Annotated in this window: 22 protein-coding genes; 14 read left to right on the forward strand and 8 right to left on the reverse strand. The window is 43.3% G+C overall.

The genetic code is table 11. The annotated features are described in order from the left end of the window. Positions 1-122 precede the first annotated feature (122 nt). Complete coding sequence (locus tag GSF13_RS15805; protein WP_010604961.1) at positions 123-866, forward strand: YciK family oxidoreductase; 744 nt, start codon at positions 123-125, stop codon at positions 864-866. Between the two features lie 53 nt (positions 867-919). Here GSF13_RS15805 and GSF13_RS15810 read toward each other — a convergent pair whose 3' ends face one another. From GSF13_RS15810 to GSF13_RS15835, 6 genes are all read right to left on the reverse strand, one after another. Beyond that, a complete protein-coding gene (locus tag GSF13_RS15810; protein ID WP_211866228.1) occupies positions 920-1,324 on the reverse strand; it encodes a GFA family protein in 405 nt (134 codons plus the stop codon). A 65-nt stretch (positions 1,325-1,389) separates the two neighbouring features. Beyond that, positions 1,390-2,250, reverse strand: a complete 861-nt coding sequence (gene rluB, locus GSF13_RS15815) for a 23S rRNA pseudouridine(2605) synthase RluB (RefSeq protein WP_039497594.1) — start codon at positions 2,248-2,250, stop codon at positions 1,390-1,392. After that, positions 2,247-2,834 carry an SMC-Scp complex subunit ScpB gene (gene scpB / locus GSF13_RS15820; protein WP_010378581.1) on the reverse strand — a complete coding sequence of 196 codons (588 nt, stop codon included), beginning with the start codon at positions 2,832-2,834 and terminating at the stop codon, positions 2,247-2,249. Before scpB ends, rluB begins: the two co-directional genes overlap by 4 nt. Positions 2,835-2,887: 53 nt before the next feature. Then, the gene (locus GSF13_RS15825) at positions 2,888-3,682 is read right to left on the reverse strand and encodes a segregation/condensation protein A (RefSeq protein ID WP_211866237.1); all 795 of its coding nucleotides are present in this window, start codon (positions 3,680-3,682) and stop codon (positions 2,888-2,890) included. A gap of 11 nt (positions 3,683-3,693) precedes the next feature. Continuing rightward, positions 3,694-4,314 carry an L-threonylcarbamoyladenylate synthase gene (locus GSF13_RS15830; RefSeq protein WP_010378577.1) on the reverse strand — a complete coding sequence of 207 codons (621 nt, stop codon included), beginning with the start codon at positions 4,312-4,314 and terminating at the stop codon, positions 3,694-3,696. A gap of 4 nt (positions 4,315-4,318) precedes the next feature. Then, positions 4,319-5,164, reverse strand: coding sequence for a PHP domain-containing protein (locus GSF13_RS15835; protein ID WP_211866239.1), 846 nt, complete (start codon positions 5,162-5,164; stop codon positions 4,319-4,321). A gap of 436 nt (positions 5,165-5,600) precedes the next feature. On the opposite strand from GSF13_RS15835, the gene GSF13_RS15840 reads away from it, so the two are divergent. The 6 genes from GSF13_RS15840 to trpA are packed head-to-tail and all read left to right on the forward strand — an operon-like array spanning position 5,601 to position 12,118. Beyond that, positions 5,601-7,178 carry an anthranilate synthase component 1 gene (locus GSF13_RS15840; RefSeq protein WP_211866247.1) on the forward strand — a complete coding sequence of 526 codons (1,578 nt, stop codon included), beginning with the start codon at positions 5,601-5,603 and terminating at the stop codon, positions 7,176-7,178. Further along, on the forward strand, positions 7,171-7,752 hold the full coding sequence (locus GSF13_RS15845; protein WP_010378569.1) for an aminodeoxychorismate/anthranilate synthase component II: 582 nt from the start codon (positions 7,171-7,173) through the stop codon (positions 7,750-7,752). The genes GSF13_RS15840 and GSF13_RS15845 overlap by 8 nt, the downstream gene beginning before the upstream one ends. 9 nt (positions 7,753-7,761) lie before the next feature. After that, on the forward strand, positions 7,762-8,766 hold the full coding sequence (trpD, locus tag GSF13_RS15850; RefSeq protein WP_010604967.1) for an anthranilate phosphoribosyltransferase: 1,005 nt from the start codon (positions 7,762-7,764) through the stop codon (positions 8,764-8,766). After that, a complete protein-coding gene (trpCF, locus tag GSF13_RS15855; protein ID WP_211866256.1) occupies positions 8,759-10,123 on the forward strand; it encodes a bifunctional indole-3-glycerol-phosphate synthase TrpC/phosphoribosylanthranilate isomerase TrpF in 1,365 nt (454 codons plus the stop codon). Before trpD ends, trpCF begins: the two co-directional genes overlap by 8 nt. Positions 10,124-10,130: 7 nt before the next feature. Beyond that, positions 10,131-11,315: a tryptophan synthase subunit beta gene (gene trpB / locus GSF13_RS15860; RefSeq protein ID WP_017219145.1), complete on the forward strand. Its 1,185-nt coding sequence runs from the start codon at positions 10,131-10,133 to the stop codon at positions 11,313-11,315. Continuing rightward, positions 11,312-12,118: a tryptophan synthase subunit alpha gene (trpA, locus tag GSF13_RS15865; protein ID WP_211866258.1), complete on the forward strand. Its 807-nt coding sequence runs from the start codon at positions 11,312-11,314 to the stop codon at positions 12,116-12,118. The genes trpB and trpA overlap by 4 nt, the downstream gene beginning before the upstream one ends. A gap of 42 nt (positions 12,119-12,160) precedes the next feature. Here the strand turns inward: trpA and GSF13_RS15870 are convergent, their stop codons facing one another. Then, on the reverse strand, positions 12,161-12,433 hold the full coding sequence (locus GSF13_RS15870) for an HU family DNA-binding protein (RefSeq protein WP_010604971.1): 273 nt from the start codon (positions 12,431-12,433) through the stop codon (positions 12,161-12,163). 122 nt (positions 12,434-12,555) lie between these two features. Between GSF13_RS15870 and GSF13_RS15875 the strand changes: the two genes are divergently transcribed. Beyond that, a complete protein-coding gene (locus tag GSF13_RS15875) occupies positions 12,556-13,131 on the forward strand; it encodes an inner membrane-spanning protein YciB (protein WP_211866259.1) in 576 nt (191 codons plus the stop codon). Between the two features lie 90 nt (positions 13,132-13,221). Beyond that, a complete protein-coding gene (locus GSF13_RS15880) occupies positions 13,222-13,863 on the forward strand; it encodes a CPBP family intramembrane glutamic endopeptidase (protein WP_102056944.1) in 642 nt (213 codons plus the stop codon). Between the two features lie 72 nt (positions 13,864-13,935). Here GSF13_RS15880 and GSF13_RS15885 read toward each other — a convergent pair whose 3' ends face one another. After that, positions 13,936-15,360: a sodium-dependent transporter gene (locus GSF13_RS15885; RefSeq protein ID WP_010374065.1), complete on the reverse strand. Its 1,425-nt coding sequence runs from the start codon at positions 15,358-15,360 to the stop codon at positions 13,936-13,938. 222 nt (positions 15,361-15,582) lie between these two features. On the opposite strand from GSF13_RS15885, the gene GSF13_RS15890 reads away from it, so the two are divergent. The 5 genes from GSF13_RS15890 (at position 15,583) to GSF13_RS15910 (ending at position 18,680) form a co-directional block, all read left to right on the forward strand. Then, complete coding sequence (locus GSF13_RS15890; protein ID WP_138583523.1) at positions 15,583-15,882, forward strand: YciI family protein; 300 nt, start codon at positions 15,583-15,585, stop codon at positions 15,880-15,882. Positions 15,883-15,990: 108 nt separating this feature from the next. Beyond that, entirely contained in the window at positions 15,991-16,248 is a 258-nt protein-coding gene (locus GSF13_RS15895) for a PepSY domain-containing protein (protein WP_010374059.1), read from the forward strand. 2 nt (positions 16,249-16,250) lie between these two features. Next, positions 16,251-16,925 (forward strand): response regulator transcription factor, encoded by a 675-nt coding sequence (locus GSF13_RS15900; RefSeq protein WP_010374057.1) that lies wholly within the window; start codon positions 16,251-16,253, stop codon positions 16,923-16,925. Then, a complete protein-coding gene (locus GSF13_RS15905; protein WP_211866261.1) occupies positions 16,919-18,262 on the forward strand; it encodes an ATP-binding protein in 1,344 nt (447 codons plus the stop codon). The genes GSF13_RS15900 and GSF13_RS15905 overlap by 7 nt, the downstream gene beginning before the upstream one ends. Next, positions 18,246-18,680, forward strand: coding sequence for a hypothetical protein (locus tag GSF13_RS15910; RefSeq protein WP_010604978.1), 435 nt, complete (start codon positions 18,246-18,248; stop codon positions 18,678-18,680). The genes GSF13_RS15905 and GSF13_RS15910 overlap by 17 nt, the downstream gene beginning before the upstream one ends. Positions 18,681-18,734 lie beyond the last annotated feature (54 nt).

The raw sequence follows: 18,734 nt of genomic DNA on the forward strand, positions 1-18,734 counted from the left end.
GACATTAGACCGGTTAAACTTAACTCAAACTTTGTTATTTCGCCAGCCATATTTACAATAAATTCGCTAACTTGCTACGGCATTGTGATAAAATAGCCCAAACATCTTAATTGGAGTCCAGAATGCAGACTTATCAAGCTCCTGAAAACGCACTTGCGAATAAAACGATACTAGTAACAGGTGCCGGCGACGGCATCGGCCGTGTTGCGGCGATTAATTACGCCAAATATGGTGCAACGGTTATTCTATTAGGCAAAACCACCAGTAAACTAGAAGCCGTTTATGATGAAATTGTTAACGCCGGTTACCCACAGCCTGCAATTGTACCTTTAGATTTACGTGGTGCAACCAAACAACACTTCCGAGACTTGGCTGCCACTATCGAGCAGCAATTTGGTAAGCTCGATGGCTTGCTAAATAATGCTTCTATTTTAGGCTCTTTAGGTCCAATGGAACACTTTTGCGTTTCAACCTTTGAAAACATAATGAAGGTAAACGTAACAGCCCAAGCGGTGATCACTAAATCGCTATTCCCTGTAATGAGAAAAGCGCCTAATGCTTCTATCGTCTTTACTTCATCGGGTGTAGGACGTAAAGGTCGTGAGTTTTGGGGAGCGTATGCAATTTCTAAATTCGCAACCGAAGGTATGATGCAAACTTGGGCCGAAGAAGTGGGTAAAACCAATATTCGCATCAACTGCATTAATCCTGGTGCAACAAGAACAAGTATGCGTGCATCAGCATTCCCAGGTGAAGATAAAGATAAACTAAAAACACCTGAAGAATTAATGCCAACATACCTGTACTTGATGTCTGATGACTCAATCGGAGTTAATGGCCAATCTTTAGATGCCCAAACCTACTAACTAGCACTTTAAAGGCTGCAGATCCACAATTGCAGCCTTCTATATTACCTAAGTTAATCTCTCGGCAAGGTTTCAAACGCCAGCACTTGCTCTAATTTTTCATCCCACTTCGCTTTACTCGCGATAAATAGGTGTGCAGTTGGCGTAAGACTCGGCGCATCATCTAAACTACCGGCAGGTACCACTATACCAACAGGCTGCTGGTTTGGTAATGCAGAGCCACAACAAGTACAAAAGGCTTTAACGTGCTTAGTATTCGGTAAAATAAAGCGGGTTATTAACTTTTCGCCCGCAAGCCAAGTTAGCACTGCATTTTGAAAAAATAAATTCGCAGCATGTGCGGACCCTGTGTCTTTTTGACAATACTCACAATGACATAGATAAAAGCCCTGCGCGTTGCCCTCTACAAGATATTTAACCTGACCACACAGACAACTACCAGCAAACGTCTCTTTCATTTGAATTTCCTTATCAAATACAAAAACACCAGCTAGGCTGGTGTGGTGTTTTAGAAAAGCTTAAATTACTTTCTTCTCGGGGTTTTGACCCTTTGATTATGCTTTTTCACTGCTTTGCGGATCTTATTAATTTTCGCGCGCTTGTCTTTACGCTTTTCTGGCATGACCGACAACTTAGTTTGCTGCTCGGCTCTCATGCTTACCGATTTACGTAAGTAGTTAACATCTTCTAATTTTAATTCTTCCCATCCACCTTGTGGCAAGCGCTTGTTAAGCTCCAATTTACCATAACGGATACGGATCAAACGCGACACTTCAACCTCTTGCGACTGCCAAAGACGCCTGACTTCACGATTACGCCCTTCGGTCAGTGTTACGTTGAACCATTTATTCAGACCTTCACCACCAAGTGGCTTAATCTTAAGAAATTTTGCAGGACCGTCTTCTAGCTCAACGCCTTTGGTTAATGTACGCAACGTTTGATTTGTTACTTCACCAAATACCCGGGCAGAATATTCACGTTCGACTTCGTATTTTGGATGCATCAAGCGATTAGCTAGCTCACCATCATTGGTAAAGAGCAACAGGCCTGATGTATTGATATCTAATCGCCCAATAGCTATCCAACGGTCACCATCTAACTTTGGTAGCCTATCGAATACAGTACGACGACCTTGAGGGTCGCGACGAGTACACAGCTCACCTTCAGGTTTATGATACATAAGTACGCGACAGATGCGCTCTTCTTGCTGCTCTATTTTAACAATATGTCCATCTACACGGATCACCGAAGTCTCTTCCACTCGGTCTCCTAGCTTGGCAACTTTTCCATCTACACTTACGCGGTTAGACTCAATATACTTTTCCATTTCGCGCCTTGAGCCAACGCCAGCTCTTGCCAATACTTTTTGTAGTTTTTCACTCATTCAGATGGTTCTCTCACAGAAGGATCGTTTAATAACTGTTCTATTTTCTCATTATGTTGTTCCGGTAATCGAGGTAATTCCCCAAGACCAGATAATGAGAAGTAATCTAAAAATTGTTTTGTCGTTGCATACAATGCAGGCTTACCCGGTACCTCTTTGTAACCCACCACTTTTATCCACTCGCGATCTATCAAGCTTTTGATAATATTAGAACTCACGGTGACCCCGCGCACTTGCTCTATTTCGCCTCGAGTGATTGGTTGCCGGTAAGCAATCAATGCCAAAGTCTCAAGTGTAGCACGTGAGTATTTTGGTGCTTTTTCCTGCCACAGTTTACTTAGCCAAGGGCTCAAGCTCGGGCAAGCTTGAAAACGGTATCCAGTACCAACCTCAACCAGCCTTACACCGCGAGTTTGATAATGATTTACCAGTGTTTCCAGTGCCTGATCAATACGCGGTGATGACACGCTGATATCTTCCAGCACAGTTTCTTTTAAGCGCTTTTTAGATAACGGCTTATCTGAAACGAAAATCGCTGCTTCAACCAATTCAACCAGTTGTTCATCGCTAACGCGTCTTTTCATATTTTATGCTTGAAGATAAAAATGCGGAGTATAGCAGAGGCTGCAGCCATCCCCTAGCCTTTTAAATGCAGGTAAATCGCCGCTGCTGTTGCTGACTGAATATAGTCAACTAATTGCTCCTTAATGAGTTCGAGCATGGCAATAAAAGTAACCACCACACCACTGCGCCCTTCGTCCAAGGTAAAAAATCGCACAAATTCTACCGGCTTATTCTGTTCTCGTAGCAATTGCAATATAAAGCTCATACGCTCTCGAGTCGAAAGTGCTTCTGCGGATATATGATGGTGCTCAAAGGTCTTGGCTCTAGCCATCACTTCCGACAGCGCCAAAAGTAATTCCCTCAGTTCAATGTCTGGGAATTCTGGCTCAGAGTCGGTACTACTGTCTACCAACGCATGAGCGACAAAGATATCACGCTCAACACGAGGGATCTCATCTAAATTCTCAGCAGCTTGCTTAAATTGCTCGTATTCCTGCAAGCGTCTCACCAGCTCTGCTCTGGGATCTTCCTCTTCCTCTAACTCTTCGTGTTTTGGTAGTAGCATTCTTGATTTTATTTGTGCCAGCAAAGCTGCCATCACTAAGTATTCACCCGCAAGTTCGAGCTGCATGTCCTTCATCATTTCAACGTACTGAACATACTGCTGAGTAATACTAAAAATCGGTAATTCTAGAATATCTAATTTATGTCTTTTTATAAGATAAAGCAGTAAGTCCAACGGGCCTTCAAAGGTCTCTAAGATAACTTCTAGGGCTTCGGGGGGAATATAAAGATCTTCCGGCTTTTCAATTACCGCTTCACCGTGTAAAAAAGCCAGCGGTAATTTCTGTTGGAGTGCTTCTGTCATCTCAACATACGTTATTCAAAAGGCGATGTATCGCCACAGCCACGACGCAAAATTTCAATGGTGTCTTCAGACATATCAATAACGGTGGTTGCTTGCTCGATTAAATAGCCACCATGAATTATTAAGTCTACGTGCTTCTCAAGACGCATGCGGATATCATCAGGGTCAGACTCAGTAAACTGCTCTCCTGGCAAAATCAAAGAGCATGACATCAAAGGTTCACCCAGCGCTTCCAACAACGCGCAGGTAATTGGGTTATCAGTAACACGGATCCCGATGGTTTTTTTCTTCTCATTGAGCAAACGGCGAGGAACTTCTTTCGTCCCTTTAAAAATAAACGTGTACGGACCGGGCGTATTATTTTTAATCATCCTAAACATTTGATTATCGACACGGGCATAGGTCGAAAGCTCCGACAGGTCACGGCATAAAAGAGTGAAGTTATGGTGCTTTTCGATGCCGCGGATCCGCTCTATCCGCTCCTTAGCTTGCTTATTACCGAGGTTGCAACCAATGGCATAGCCGGAGTCGGTTGGAAACACCACTACGCCACCTTGTTCAATAATATCAGCCGCTTGGCGAATTAAACGCGTTTGCGGGTTATCTGGGTGAATATGAAAAAATTGACTCATAAGCTTATTCCTCTTTGCCTCCCCAATGACGCCAAACTCCCTGACAATCTTTAGGTAAATACAAGTTACGACCAAGGTCGACCCAAGGCATTGGGAAGTGGAAATCTGACCCTTGGCTTGCTAACAATTCAAACTCTTGACTTAGTCGCCCCAAAAATTGGCGCTCAGTAGGCGCTTGCTGCGGCTGTGCAACTTCCATTGCAGCTCCCCCAACCGCTTTAAACTCAGCAATTAACTTTCTTAGCCACTTATTCGACATCTTATATCGAGCAGGGTGTGCCAATACACTTACTCCACCCGCTGCGTGAATAGCGGTAACGGCCGTTTGTATATCGCACCACTGACTTGGCACATACCCAGTTTTGCCACGTGCTAAAAATTTATTGAAAACGCTTTGCACGTTTTTAGCCACACCTCGCTCAACCAGCACTTGAGCAAAATGCGCTCTGGTGATCTGCGCAGTTTGGGCAAGTGCAAGGGCATCTTCGTAGACATGCTCATAGCCCTTTTTGGCTAATCGCTCGCCGATTTCTTTTGCTCTGGCTTCTCGCTTTTGCTGCTGTTCGTGCAGCAACTTTGTTAATGCTTCATGCTCAGGGTCAAAATTCAATCCAACAATATGGATCTCAAAGCTTTCCCATTTTGTGGAAATTTCAACGCCATTGATAAGTTCTAACGTGAGATTATTTTGACTAATGTAGTCACGGGCAGGCTGGATCGCATCTATCGTGTCATGATCTGTAATTGCAAGAATATCAACGCCTTTTTCCGTTGCTCGCTCAAGCAATTCATCAACAGCTAAGCGGCCATCGGAAAAAGTAGTATGGCTGTGGAGGTCATATTTAATCAAAATGTATTAACTATCTCTATGAATTATCAACGTTTTGATTATATCACAAGTTAACTGATACGACCTTAGGTTATTTTCTGATATTTGCCCTTGACACTTGTAGCAAGAATAGGGTTTACTGTAGCTAATTTAGATTAAACAACGAAATATTCACAAATGAACAAACAAATTCAAAAAAACATTTGGTGGTGGCACTCGAACTAAGCGGGTGTGTTTCGTTATATCTACGATTTATCAACCCGCGCAATGTCGCGGGTTTTTTTATACTTTTTAGAGGCTTATATGAACAACAATATCACAGTAAACACAATTTGGTGGTGGTGGATGCCCTAGCGGGACGGTATTGTTGTGTCTGAACAATAACCCCCGCAGAGCTCAGCTTTCGGGGGTTTTTTATTTTCTAAACAGAATATCTAGAAATTAAGAGGAATGAGGTTTGATTTTTAGTCACATAACGACCACACCAGGTGAGGTCACCAGCATAAGACAAAGGCGCGATTATATTGCCAGCCCACTGTCTTTATACGCAGGTTTAAACAAAACAAACTCGTTACTGCTCGAATCAGCAGAAATAGAGTCTAAAGACAATGTGAAAAGTATCGTGCTTGTGGATAGTGCGATTCGATTCGAATGTAACGGCGCCCAAGTTATTGCCAAAGCCTTGTCTAACAATGGTGCTCAGTTGCTACCGTACCTTGCGAAAAAGGTCACAAATTGTGACGTGTTCCTCAATGATAATACCTTGACACTCACGTACAACGCATTGGAAAGTAACATTGATGAGCATACAAAACTAAAAGCGGATAACGCCTTTAGTGCGCTCAGAACCTGTATCAATGAAATTAAACGTAACTCAGATACGCCGTTTTCAGTTTTTTTAGGTGGTGTATTCGCCTATGATATGGTGGCAAACTTTGAGCAACTTCCTGAAGTACCAGATGGGGACAACGACTGTCCCGACTATGTTTTCTATCTCGCTGAAACCCTAGTTGTGATCGATCATCAAGCACGAACTACTGAGCTCATTGGTAATGTTTTCAATGGCCCTGAGGTTCACGCCAATTGTTTTGAAGTAGGCAAACAGCTAGAAGAGCTAAACAGTCAGTGTGACCAAATCACTGAATTTCAGTTTGAGCCACAAAGTGGCGGTGCAGACGTCAAAGTCAATGTGAGTGACGACGAATATTGTCAACACGTTGAAAAGTTGAAAACCAACATTATCAACGGTGACATCTTTCAAGTCGTTCCCTCTCGCACTTTTTCACTTCCTTGCCATAATTCACTCGCCGCCTATAAACAACTCAAACTACAAAACCCTAGTCCTTACATGTTTTATATGAAGGATGAACGCTTTGTACTATTTGGCGCATCTCCAGAGTCGGCACTCAAATATTGTGAGCAGAGTAACCAAGTTGAAGTCTATCCCATCGCGGGGACAAGACCACGAGGTAAGTTTGCTGATGGTAGTATCAATCCAGATTTAGATAGCCGCATTGAGCTTGAGCTGCGCAACGATCAAAAAGAGCGTGCAGAGCACCTTATGCTTGTTGACCTTGCTCGTAACGATGTCGCACGGATCAGTATTGCAGGTACTCGACACGCAAAAGAATTATTGAAAGTGGACCGCTACTCACAAGTCATGCATTTAGTATCACGCGTCGTTGGCCAATTAAAGCCGGATTTAGATGCGCTTCACGCCTATCAGGCTTGTATGAATATGGGCACTCTCGTCGGCGCACCAAAAGTTAAAGCCGCAGAACTGGTTCGCCATACAGAAAAGCAGCGTCGTGGCAGCTACGGCGGAGCGGTAGGTTATTTGATGGGCAATGGCGCCATGGACAGCTGCATCGTAATTCGCTCCGCGTTTGTAAAAGATAACGTTGCTTACGTGCAAGCGGGAGCGGGTGTTGTGTTTGATTCAAATCCACAAAGCGAAGCAAATGAAACTAAAGCTAAAGCCATGGCAGTGATTAAAGCAGTACAGTCCACGTATGAAGGAGCAAACCATGACTAAGGTATACTTTTTAGATAATTTTGATTCTTTCAGTTATAACCTTGTGGATGAGCTTAGTTTGCTAGGACTCGACTTGGTCGTTTATCGTAACAATATCTCTGCCGAAACCATTTTCAATAAAATGTGTGCAGAGGTTGATCCTGTGATCTTAGTTTTATCACCTGGACCTGGCGCGCCATCGGAAGCAGGCTGTTTGCTCGCGTTAATTGAGCTATGTAAAGGTAAATTCCCCATGCTTGGGATTTGCCTTGGTCAACAAGCCCTAACCCAAAGTTATGGTGGTGAAGTTGGCAAAGCAGGTGAGACGGTACATGGTAAATCTTCTATTATTGAAGCGGATGAGCATCCGGTATTTGCCGGACTCGGGACGCAATTCCCCGTGGCGCGCTATCACTCTCTAATGGCAACAAGCGTACCACCAGCACTGCAAGTGATCGCGAGATATCAAGCCATTCCGATGGCTATCTATCACAGTGAACACAAAGTGATTGGCTATCAATTTCACCCAGAGTCAATATTGACCCCCAATGGCGCTCAGCTATTACAACAAAGTATCGCGTACCTTAGCGCTTAGGAGATCAGGATGGAAAAGTTACAACCTCTATTACAGCAACAAGATTTATCGTTCGACGCCGCCAAGTCCTTGTTTAGCGATATTATGGCTGGACAACTGAGCGACATCGAACTTACCGCAGCGCTGCTTGCACTAAAGTTTAAAGGTGAAACAGCGGCGGAAATAGCCGGAGCAGCTCAGGCTATGCGTGATCATGCAACCGCATTTGACAAGCAAGACCTACTCGCAGCAGACAGCTGTGGTACGGGTGGCGATGGCACAAATACCATCAACGTGAGTACCACCGCCGCCATTGTCGCCGCAGCATGTGGTATTAATATGGTCAAACATGGTAATCGCAGCGTGAGCAGTAAATCAGGTTCTGCGGATTTACTAAAAGCACTTGGGATCAACATTGATATGACCCCCGCACTTGCAGAAAAGTGCTTAGCAAAGACCGGCTTTACCTTTTTGTTTGCACCGCATTACCACGCTGGTGTAAAGCATGCCATGCCGGTTCGCACGCAACTAAAAACACGCACGATATTTAATATTCTCGGGCCATTGGCAAACCCAGCTAAGCCTGAGGTGCAATTACTCGGCGTTTACGACCCTGCCCTTGTTTTACCCATGGCCGAAACGTTAAACCGCTTAGGTACGAAACGAGCGATGGTAGTTCACGGTAGTGGCACAGATGAAATTGCCCTACACGGCGAAACGCTAGTCGCAGAAGTAAAGCGTGGTGAAGTGACGCAGTACACCGTTACCCCAAGCGATTTTGGACTAGAAAACTATTCACTTGAATCTATTGCTGGTGATACGCCAGAATATAACGCGAAAGCGAGCCTTGCGATTTTAAATGGTGAAGGCGAAGCAGCACACAATGCAGCGATTATTGCAAACGTTGCAGCCTTGTTGGTATTAACCGATAAGGCGTCAGATTTTAAAACCGCAAGCCAACAAGTACGCGAAGTGCTTGCAAGCAAGAAAGCCATGACAACCTTGGCTAACATTGTAGAGGTGAGTAATGGCTAATGTATTAGAAAAAATTGTTGCCGATAAAGTCGAAGAATTAAAAGCGCGTAAGGCGCAGCGTCCGTTAAGTGACTTTATCGACGAAGTAACCCCCACCACGCTTAACTTCACCGCTGCGTTGGCGCAAGCTGGAACACAATTTATTTTAGAGTGCAAAAAGGCGTCACCTTCAAAAGGCCTTATTCGCTCACATTTTGATTTGACTGAAATTACCAGTGTTTATCGTAAGTACGCGACATGTATTAGTGTACTAACCGACGAAAAATACTTTCAAGGCAGTTATGAATACCTTGCCACGGTGAGAAAGCTGGTTGATCAGCCTCTGATCTGTAAAGACTTCTTTATTGATGAATATCAAGTTTATCTCGCCCGCCTACACGGTGGCGATGCCATTCTTTTGATGTTGTCTGTATTAAATGACGAAGAATATTTGGCACTAGCGAGCGTGGCCAAATCACTTAATATGTCGATTTTAACGGAAGTAAGCAACGAAGAAGAAGTGACAAGAGCGCTTGCGTTAGATGCTGAACTTATCGGTATTAACAATCGTGATCTGAGAGATTTATCAACGGATTTAGCAACAACAGAAAAGCTACGAGCGTTAATCCCCGAAGACAAAGTGGTGATTTCAGAGTCTGGCATATACACGCACCGCGATGTGAAACGCTTATCACCGATTTGTGACGGCTTTTTGGTTGGCAGCTCACTGATGGCTGAACAGGACTTAGAACTTGCTTGCAGACGCTTGATTTTGGGCGAAAACAAAGTGTGTGGTCTTACTCGAAGCCAAGATGCGCAAGCAGCTTATGAAGCTGGAGCGGTATACGGTGGCCTTATCTTTTATCCAAAATCGCCTCGTTATGTCGACATTGATTGTGCGAAGGCCGTCGCCGATAGCGCACCGCTCAAGTACGTTGGTGTGTTCGTTAACGCACCGCTTGAGCAAGTTGCTGAGTATGCGCAAATATTAAAACTGAGTGCAGTGCAATTACATGGCAATGAAGATGCGCTGTACATCGATACCCTGCGAAAACAACTTCCAGTTACCTGTCAAATTTGGAAAGCACAGGGTGTGGACACAGCACTGCCAAGCCCCTTTGCTGGCGTAGACAAGCAATTGTACGATACCAAAACCGACACCGCATTTGGTGGCACGGGACAAGTGTTTGATTGGCAGCTATTGAATCGTAGTTCGAGCAATTATATGTTGGCTGGCGGCCTAAACCCCGACAACATTCAAGGTGCCGTCAATATAGGTGCCGATGGTCTTGACCTAAATTCAGGCGTTGAGCAATCGCCTGGTAAAAAATGCGCTCAAAAAATCGCTAACGCGTTTACACAAATTCGAAAATATTGAGGTGGACATGAGTAATTCAGCTTATTTTGGTGACTTCGGAGGCATGTTTGTGCCCGAGTTACTCGTACCTGCGTTAAAGCAGTTAGAACAGGAGTTTTATAAGTCACAAAAAGACCCAGAATTTCAACAGGAGTTTTATCAACTTTTGAATGAATTTGCGGGTCGCCCGACCCCGCTGACTAAGACACGCAACTTAGTTAAAAACCCTAAGGTAAAACTGTACTTAAAGCGTGAAGATTTACTTCACGGTGGTGCACACAAGACCAACCAAGTATTAGGCCAAGCGCTCTTAACCAAACGTATGGGTAAAAAAGAAGTCATCGCTGAAACCGGCGCTGGACAACATGGTGTTGCAACCGCCCTAGCCTGCTCCTTACTCGGCTTAAAGTGCCGCGTATACATGGGGGCTAAAGATGTTGAGCGTCAGCAACCAAACGTATTTAGAATGCGTTTGATGGGTGCGGAAGTTATCCCTGTTACCGCCGGCTCAGGCACATTAAAAGACGCGGTAAATGAAGCATTACGTGACTGGTCTGCAAACTACAAAACGGCACATTATTTACTCGGCACGGCTGCAGGTCCTCATCCATTCCCGACGATTGTCCGTGAGTTCCAAAAAATGATTGGTGAAGAGGCGAAACAACAAGTACTAAAAGCGGAAGGTCGTTTGCCAGATGCTGTTATCGCTTGTGTGGGCGGCGGCTCAAATGCTATTGGTATGTTCGCAGACTTTATTGATGAAAAAGACGTTAAATTAATCGGGGTGGAACCGGCTGGTAAAGGCTTAGATACCGATGAGCACGGCGCTGCACTATGTAAAGGAAGTAAAGGCATCTTGCACGGCGCCTATACCTATATCATGCAGAACAAAGATGGCCAAATTGAAGAATCTTACTCTGTGTCAGCAGGTCTTGACTACCCAGCTGTTGGTCCACAACACGCCTACCTTCATGAGACAGGCCGCGCGCAATATGTTGGCATTACCGACACTGAAGCATTAAATGCCTTTCAAGCGCTTGCTAAACACGAAGGTATTATTCCAGCCCTAGAGTCAAGCCATGCTCTGGCATACGCACTAAAATATGCAGAAGCGCAAACGGAAGAAACGGTGATTGTTGTTAACTTAAGTGGTCGCGGAGACAAAGACTTAGCTCACGTCCACCAGGTACTATCTGAGCGAGGTGAACTATGAGACGTTATGACGCGATGTTCGCGCACTTAAATGAAAAAAACCAAGGTGCATTTGTTCCTTTCGTGACGATTGGTGATCCCGATAAGGCACTCAGTATTGAGATCATCAAAAGCCTGATTGACGGTGGCGCTGATGCATTGGAGCTCGGTATTCCGTTTTCCGATCCCATCGCTGATGGTCCTGTTATCCAAGCGGCTAACATCCGTGCATTAGAGCAAGATGTTAATACGCAAGACTGTCTTGAGATCATCGCTGAAATTCGTCGCTACAACAGTGATATTCCAATTGGTTTGTTGCTTTACTCAAACTTGATTTTTGCTCGTGGAATTGAGCAGTTTTATCAAGACGCCAAAACTGCGGGTGTGGATTCTATCTTAGTTGCTGATGTGCCACTGCACGAAGCCAAACCGTTTAGGCTCACTGCAATGGCAAATGGCATCGCGCCAATTTTCATTGCCACACCGAATGCCTGCGATGATACGTTACGAGAATGCGCCACCCGAGGTCGTGGCTATACCTATTTACTTTCGCGTGCAGGCGTGACAGGTACAGAAACGACAGCACAAATGCCGGCAACAGAGATGATCACCAAACTTATCGAATATCATGCTGCGCCGCCACTGCTAGGGTTTGGTATTTCTGAACCGGAGCATGTAAAGCATGCGATTGGCTCAGGTGCAGCAGGTGCGATAAGTGGCTCTGCAGTGGTGAAAATCATCGAAAAACACTTGGATGACCCTAGCACCATGTGCTTTGAGCTAAAAACCTTTGTTGAGCGAATGAAAGCTGCAACGCAGAAGTAATATTACTTTCAAGCCAGTGTTTAACACTGGCTTTTCTTAGAATTAACGCAAGTTATCTTTTAAGGCTTTAGCAGGCTTAAATAATACCTTATTTTGTCCCTCAATGGTGATGGTCTCACCCGTTTGAGGATTACGTCCTTGCTTTGGGGGATGATAACTTAACGCGAATGTCCCAAGTCCATTGATTTGCATCTGATCGCCTTCTGACAAGCGCTTTTTAGTGGCCTGTAAAATGACATTTAACACCGTCTGTGAATCTTTCTTTGTTAATCCACTAATTTCCGCCATTTTTGTAACTAAATCGCTCTTATTCATGCAAATACCTCTGAACCATTGAATGAGCGCAGCAGGCTATGGGTTTCGTTAAAGAAAGTCAATGTTGATGTTCTCGCCGTATCTTGGTAAAACCCTTACAACCAACTTTGTTAGGATAAAAAATGTCATTTTTAATTGAGTACTTACCGCTTATCCTGTTTTTTGCGGTTTATAAGTTTGTCGATATTTTTTGGGCAACGGGTGTGCTAATCATCGCTTCTCTTATACAGGTTGCACACCAATACATCACTAAGCGCGAAGTCGCAAAACGTCATTGGGTATTCTTAGCGATTGCGTTGATCCTCGGTGGAATGACGATTTTCTTCCATGATGAGCAATTTATAAAATGGAAAGCCACTATTATTTATGCAATTTTAGGTGTGGCTTTACTCGTATCGAGGTACTTGTTTAATAAAAACTTGGTAAAAGGCGCACTCGAAGGGGTTTTAAAGTCAGTAGCTGAGAAGGAAAAAAGCGAGATTGAGATTGATATTGATTTACCAGTAAAAGACTGCGACCAATTAAACCTATTTTGGGCAGTATTACTTTTCTTCATCGCTGGCCTAAACCTTTACGTTGCGTACCACTTCTCTCTTGATTTTTGGGTGAACTTTAAAGTCTTTGGTTTAATTGGGATCACCTTCGTTGCACTCCTCTTTACCATGTTTAAAATTCAAAAATATTTACCTGAAGAGTAACCATTCAAGGTTCATCTGCAGCTGCTATAGTTAACGAGTAAGAGCTAACTATAGCGGCTTGTAGCCGCCAAATATTTTGGGGAACCAGCCTTGAACGCAAGCCAATACCGGTGGTGTGAACTCGTATTTGTATTTTTTGTCCTGCCCATTGTCGCTTATCAATTCCGTGATCACCTCAACAATTGGCTTTTTCCAGCACTGATCATTTTAATGGCAGTCTGTACCCATTTACTACTAACCGACCCCCATTTCAAACGATTTAGGTTAACCAGTTTGGGAGAGTTTTCGTCCGTCAAAAAACGTTTATTCACCACGTTTTTCGCAGGTGCGATGTTTTCAGCCATGCTCTATGGTTTAGTTAGTCAAGGAAATTGGTTTTCCCTGCCGCTCAATTCACCCAGCGACTGGTTATTATTATTATTTGCTTACCCTATTCTTTCTGTCTTACCACAAGAGTTAATTTTCAGGAGCTACTTCTTTCATCGCTATAAAAGGATTTTACCAAATAAAAACAACCGAGTTTTGTTAAGTGCATTGGTGTTTGCGCTTGCTCACTGCGTCTATGACAACTGGATAGCCGTGGCGTTATCTTTTGTTGGAGGACTACTATTTTCTTATACTTACGCACACAGCCGTTCCCTTGCCGTGTGTGTGTTAGAGCATAGCCTGTGGGGGCTGTGGATGTTTACAATAGGAGTTGGGCAGTACTTAGATTCGGGCGTAAAATTTTAGTGGCTTAGTGGAGAGTAAACATCGGCGCATTAATACGCCGATGTCATCGTGCCCAAACCAAATGTTCCGTTGCTAGAAGCCAAAGATACTGAATGCAAAATATTTAGTTGCAACGGTATTAATGAAAATAGCTAACAGGATCACCGGGATGAATGTAGATAGGGAGAAATTAATATATTTCTCAGTAAAGCTGCCTACGTACCCCTCTGAACCTTGCGCAAGTTCTTCATTCAAACCAGATTTTTTCCAGCGATAAGTAACAAATAGACACAACAGCAGACCATTCAAGGGTAAAATAGTATCGTAAAACACATCGTAGATTAGGTCAAAGAAGCTCTTCTGAGCATCGCCATAACTTACAAAACTTGTAAGCCAATCCACCATTCCAAAAGACATAGTAGATAGCACAGTCAAGATACCTGTGGTCAACGCTAAGATAATCAATGCCTTTTTACGTGAAATACATTTTTCTTCCATCAAAGTCGCTGTAGGCACCTCGACAATTGACACTAGCGATGTTATCGCGGCAAAGAAAACCAGTAAAAAGAAAGTACCTGCAACTATTGAGGCACCGACGTAGCCAATATCATCTTGTAAAGCCAATAACAATTTCGGCAAGTAATCGAAAATCATAGATACAGAAGAGTCAGATAACTTACTTGGATCTGTATTCGGATTGAAACTAAAGATAGCCGGAAGTACCATCAGACCTGCGATAAACGCCACTAATGAATCTGTAATCGCGACCATTTTAGAGCTACCGACGATGTCGTCTTTCTTAGAAATATACGAAGCGTATGTGATCAATATACCCATCCCCAAAGACAGTGAAAAGAACGCTTGTGACAGTGCGCCATTTAGCACACTTGCATTCATCTTTTCGAAGTCAGGAACGATGTAATAGCGTACACCTGCCATCGCGTTATCAAGAGTTAATACGTATGCAACAAGGCCAATTAACATGACAAATAACGCTGGCATGAGTAACTTAGCTGCTTTTTCAATCCCTTCTTTTACACCGCCAACCAAGATAAGATTCACGATCACACCCACTATCAACATATAGATGAAAACATTGGTATCGTTGATAAAAGTGCCAAAGTACTTCGGAGAGGCGAGTACATCTAAGTTACCTAAAGCTGTTTGCGCTAAGAAGCCAAAAATCCAAACGGTAATAACCATATAGAAGACGGCAATCATAAACGGCGTGAGTACAGCCAAGAATCCAGCTATTGACCACTTTTTATCATGATTAGATAGCAGCTTATATGCGCCAAACGGGTCCTTTTGGGCTTTCCTACCCATTGCCATTTCGGCCATCATGACAGGTAAACAGATAAACACTACAAATAGTGCATAGATTAGTAAAAATGCCCCACCACCATTTTTTGCGGCGGAAACAGGAAAGCCGACTAAGTTACCAATACCAACAGCAGAACCTGCAGCGGCAAGGATAAACCCTAATCGGGAGCTAAAATGCTCACGGTTTGCACTCATTGCAATCAACCTTATTATTATTTTCTACAAATATCCGAAGGACTCTACCAGTCAAGCTGAGTGTTTTTCAAGTTTAAATGTCTAATCACTGAAAAACTCTGCGTACATTTACTTTTGCACTGAGGGCGTTTTATCATAGTATTGATAAACGGGCCTGAACAGCCGACAAAATACGTAAAAAATAACAATAATAACCTAGAAACCAATCCGGAACTAATACTTATGCTTTACATGATCTATTCAACCGACGCTGAAAACTCATTAGAAAAGCGTCTTGCTGTACGCCCTGCTCATCTAGCTCGTTTAGAAGAATTAAAACAACAAGGTCGATTGTTTGCAGCAGGCCCGTTACCGGCGATTGACTCGGAAGATCCTGGTGAAGCGGGTTTTACGGGTTCTTTGGTTATTGCTGAGTTTGAAAACCTAGAAAGTGCACAGCAATGGGCGAGCGTCGATCCCTATATTGATGCTGGTGTCTATACTGCTAGTATTGTAAAACCGTACAAGCGAGTTCTGCCATAAAAGTTTAATGAACGTTAAGTTCAGCAAAGGTTAATTACAAAAGCACTAAATTTGTTTGAGATTTATGAAGTTTAGACACTTAGTATCTATGAAACTGTGGAGCTTAAAATGCGATTGCAACTCACTCTTTTAGCGTTGATTTTGGCGTTCGCTTCGAGTGTAGCAGACGCCAATAGCCGCAATGATAAGAATGTAAAGACAATTACAAAAAAAGAAGCTGTGTCTCTGGCGCTTGATAAGTACGCTGGGAAGACGCTTAAGATTTCTGAAGAAAATCAGTTTTTTGTGGTAAGAATTCTCCAACCAGATGGTCGAATTGTTGACTTAAAAGTAAACAAGAAAACAGGTGAAGTAAATAAGGACTAAGGATGCGTATTTTAGTTATCGAAGACGATATTCAACTAGCAGAAAACCTGCGAAATGCATTAGAGAAAGAAAAATATAGCGTTGACTTGTGTCATGATGGTGAGTCTGGATTATTTCACCTTGAAGAATATCCGTTAGATATGGCAGTAATCGACCTCGGTTTGCCAAAACTTGACGGTATTGAAATTATCCGTAGAGCACGAGCTAACGGCGTTAAGATCCCTATTTTAATCTTAACGGCACGCGACCGCTGGCAAGACAAGGTGGAAGGCCTTGATGCAGGTGCTGATGACTACCTCACTAAACCGTTTCATGTTGAAGAGCTAATTGCGCGCTGTAATGCACTTATTAGACGTAGCGCTGGACAAGCAAATCCAGAGATTTGCATTGGTCCAATCAAAATCCATACTCGCTCACAGCAAGTCTGGGTTAACGATAACGAGCTATCACTAACAGCCTATGAATATAAAGTTTTAGAATACTTAATGGTTAACCCACAAAAAGTCATTTCTAAATCTGAGCTCACTGAGCACATATACGATCAGGACTTTGACTTAGACTCTAACGTCATTGAAGTGTTTGTCTTAAGGCTGCGTAAGAAACTTGATCCTGATGGCACTCTGAACCCTGTTGAAACCCTTAGAGGACGTGGATATAGGTTCAAAAATCAGTGGTAAACAGCTCTCAAATTTCGCTTAAAATAAGACAAGGATTTATCCTTGTCTTTGTGCTTATTATTGCCCTTCCCGCGCTATTTTTCTCCGTGGGCAGGGCTTATTACTCTTCTTTAGTCGATGCGACTGAAAAAACATTGGAAGCCCACCTCTACTCACTTATCTCTGAAGTCGAATTTGTCTCTAACGGACTCGAAATGCCTCGCAGTATTCTTGCACCTGAGTTAAACAGATTGAATTCTGATACTTATGCACTGGTCTATCAAGATAACTCCCTCGTTTGGTATTCCGAGTCGGCTGTAAATCTCTCAATTTCACCTGACTTTTCAGAAAACCAGGCTGGAGCATCTGAGTTTAAACGAGTTGAATATAATGGCGTACTGTTTTGGCAACTTAGCCTGACCGTTATTCTCGGAAATGCAGAGCAATCGCAGCAAGCCCGCTTTGTACTTTTAAAGAAAAATGACGCGCTGATGGAATTAATGTCAGGGTTTAGAAACACCTTGGTCAACTGGATGCTGGTTATGGGTGTGGTGATAGCCGGATTGATGGCATTTGGGTTTGTATGGAACGCAAGGCCGCTGCAACGACTCGATAGAGAAATTAAAGAGATTGAAGCTGGCGAGCGCGATAAGATCACAGGTCTTTACCCCGTCGAACTCCTAACAATCAAATCCGACTTAAATCTACTATTAGAATCTCAAAAGCGGCAAAAAGAGAGATATAGAGCTTCACTTAGCGACCTTGCGCACGCGTTAAAAACTCCCCTTGCGGTGATCAAATCCAGTCCACTGGCAAAAGATGCAGACGCTCAGGAGCAACTAGACAGAATCAATGCAATGATCGAACATCAATTGAAACGTGCTGCAACGGGCGCATCCGATACATGGAAGAAACAAACATCAGTAAAACCCGTACTTGACTCAATACTCAACGCCATGACTAAAGTGTATCACGACAAGCACATTCAATTTTCATCCGAATGTGGTGAGGAGGTTGCATTTTTAGGTGATAAAACGGATTTAATGGAAATTCTTGGTAATATTATAGATAACGCCTGTAAAGCATGTGGTTCCTTGGTCGATATAAAAGTAAGTGCACCTAAAAAGCGCCTACTAATCATAGAAGTAGAAGATGATGGCCCTGGCATTCCAGAGCATCGCCGCTCAGAACTACTAACCAGAGGTGCAAGATTAGACACCTATGAAGCTGGCCACGGCGTAGGAATGGCTATCGTATCTGATTTAGTTAAGTCCTATCATGGCTTGATGCAAATCGGTACTTCCAGACATGGTGGCGCGAAATTTACGATAGAGTTTAACCATGAAAAGAATAATTAGCAGTCTATTGGTATCGGGATTAACCTTTTCTGTGATTGCAGACGACGATGTCACACTACAAGACTGTACGAAGTATGAGTCAACGCATCCGGAAAAGGCAAAAAAATTCCTCATGTGCCTGGATGGCAATATCAACTTACTTGAACGTCATCGTCAAACCTGGATCACTAAGTTATTGCTCGATACTAAAAAGTACCAAGCGGACACTGGTAATACACAGATCTTGCCAATTATGGAACGTGCCCTTCGCAATCAGGAGGAATATATGGAAGACAGCTGCCGGTGGCGATACTTACTAGACATGCCAAACGCAACGCGCTCAGCGACAGCTTATAAAAATTGCAAAATTGCATTTTTAAAAGCGCACATCATCGAGCTAAAAAGCAGTAAAGTATTGAAAGAAGATTTGAATCTCTAGCGACATTTTTGATTGGATTATTAGGTGCTAAGCTTTAATAACCTGAGCTTCAGA

It is taken from the genome of Pseudoalteromonas sp. M8, from assembly GCF_018141365.1.
GTDB lineage: Bacteria > Pseudomonadota > Gammaproteobacteria > Enterobacterales > Alteromonadaceae > Pseudoalteromonas.

Bases quoted from the DNA above. Each gene is read 5' to 3' on its own strand.
- GSF13_RS15805 (WP_010604961.1), top strand. From the start codon at position 123: ATGCAGACTTATCAAGCTCCTGAAAACGCACTTGCGAATAAAACGATA.
- GSF13_RS15810 (WP_211866228.1), bottom strand. From the start codon at position 1,324: ATGAAAGAGACGTTTGCTGGTAGTTGTCTGTGTGGTCAGGTTAAATAT.
- rluB (WP_039497594.1), bottom strand. From the start codon at position 2,250: ATGAGTGAAAAACTACAAAAAGTATTGGCAAGAGCTGGCGTTGGCTCA.
- scpB (WP_010378581.1), bottom strand. From the start codon at position 2,834: ATGAAAAGACGCGTTAGCGATGAACAACTGGTTGAATTGGTTGAAGCA.
- GSF13_RS15825 (WP_211866237.1), bottom strand. From the start codon at position 3,682: ATGACAGAAGCACTCCAACAGAAATTACCGCTGGCTTTTTTACACGGT.
- GSF13_RS15830 (WP_010378577.1), bottom strand. From the start codon at position 4,314: ATGAGTCAATTTTTTCATATTCACCCAGATAACCCGCAAACGCGTTTA.
- GSF13_RS15845 (WP_010378569.1), top strand. From the start codon at position 7,171: ATGACTAAGGTATACTTTTTAGATAATTTTGATTCTTTCAGTTATAAC.
- trpD (WP_010604967.1), top strand. From the start codon at position 7,762: ATGGAAAAGTTACAACCTCTATTACAGCAACAAGATTTATCGTTCGAC.
- trpCF (WP_211866256.1), top strand. From the start codon at position 8,759: ATGGCTAATGTATTAGAAAAAATTGTTGCCGATAAAGTCGAAGAATTA.
- trpB (WP_017219145.1), top strand. From the start codon at position 10,131: ATGAGTAATTCAGCTTATTTTGGTGACTTCGGAGGCATGTTTGTGCCC.
- trpA (WP_211866258.1), top strand. From the start codon at position 11,312: ATGAGACGTTATGACGCGATGTTCGCGCACTTAAATGAAAAAAACCAA.
- GSF13_RS15870 (WP_010604971.1), bottom strand. From the start codon at position 12,433: ATGAATAAGAGCGATTTAGTTACAAAAATGGCGGAAATTAGTGGATTA.
- GSF13_RS15875 (WP_211866259.1), top strand. From the start codon at position 12,556: ATGTCATTTTTAATTGAGTACTTACCGCTTATCCTGTTTTTTGCGGTT.
- GSF13_RS15885 (WP_010374065.1), bottom strand. From the start codon at position 15,360: ATGAGTGCAAACCGTGAGCATTTTAGCTCCCGATTAGGGTTTATCCTT.
- GSF13_RS15890 (WP_138583523.1), top strand. From the start codon at position 15,583: ATGCTTTACATGATCTATTCAACCGACGCTGAAAACTCATTAGAAAAG.
- GSF13_RS15895 (WP_010374059.1), top strand. From the start codon at position 15,991: ATGCGATTGCAACTCACTCTTTTAGCGTTGATTTTGGCGTTCGCTTCG.
- GSF13_RS15900 (WP_010374057.1), top strand. From the start codon at position 16,251: ATGCGTATTTTAGTTATCGAAGACGATATTCAACTAGCAGAAAACCTG.
- GSF13_RS15910 (WP_010604978.1), top strand. From the start codon at position 18,246: ATGAAAAGAATAATTAGCAGTCTATTGGTATCGGGATTAACCTTTTCT.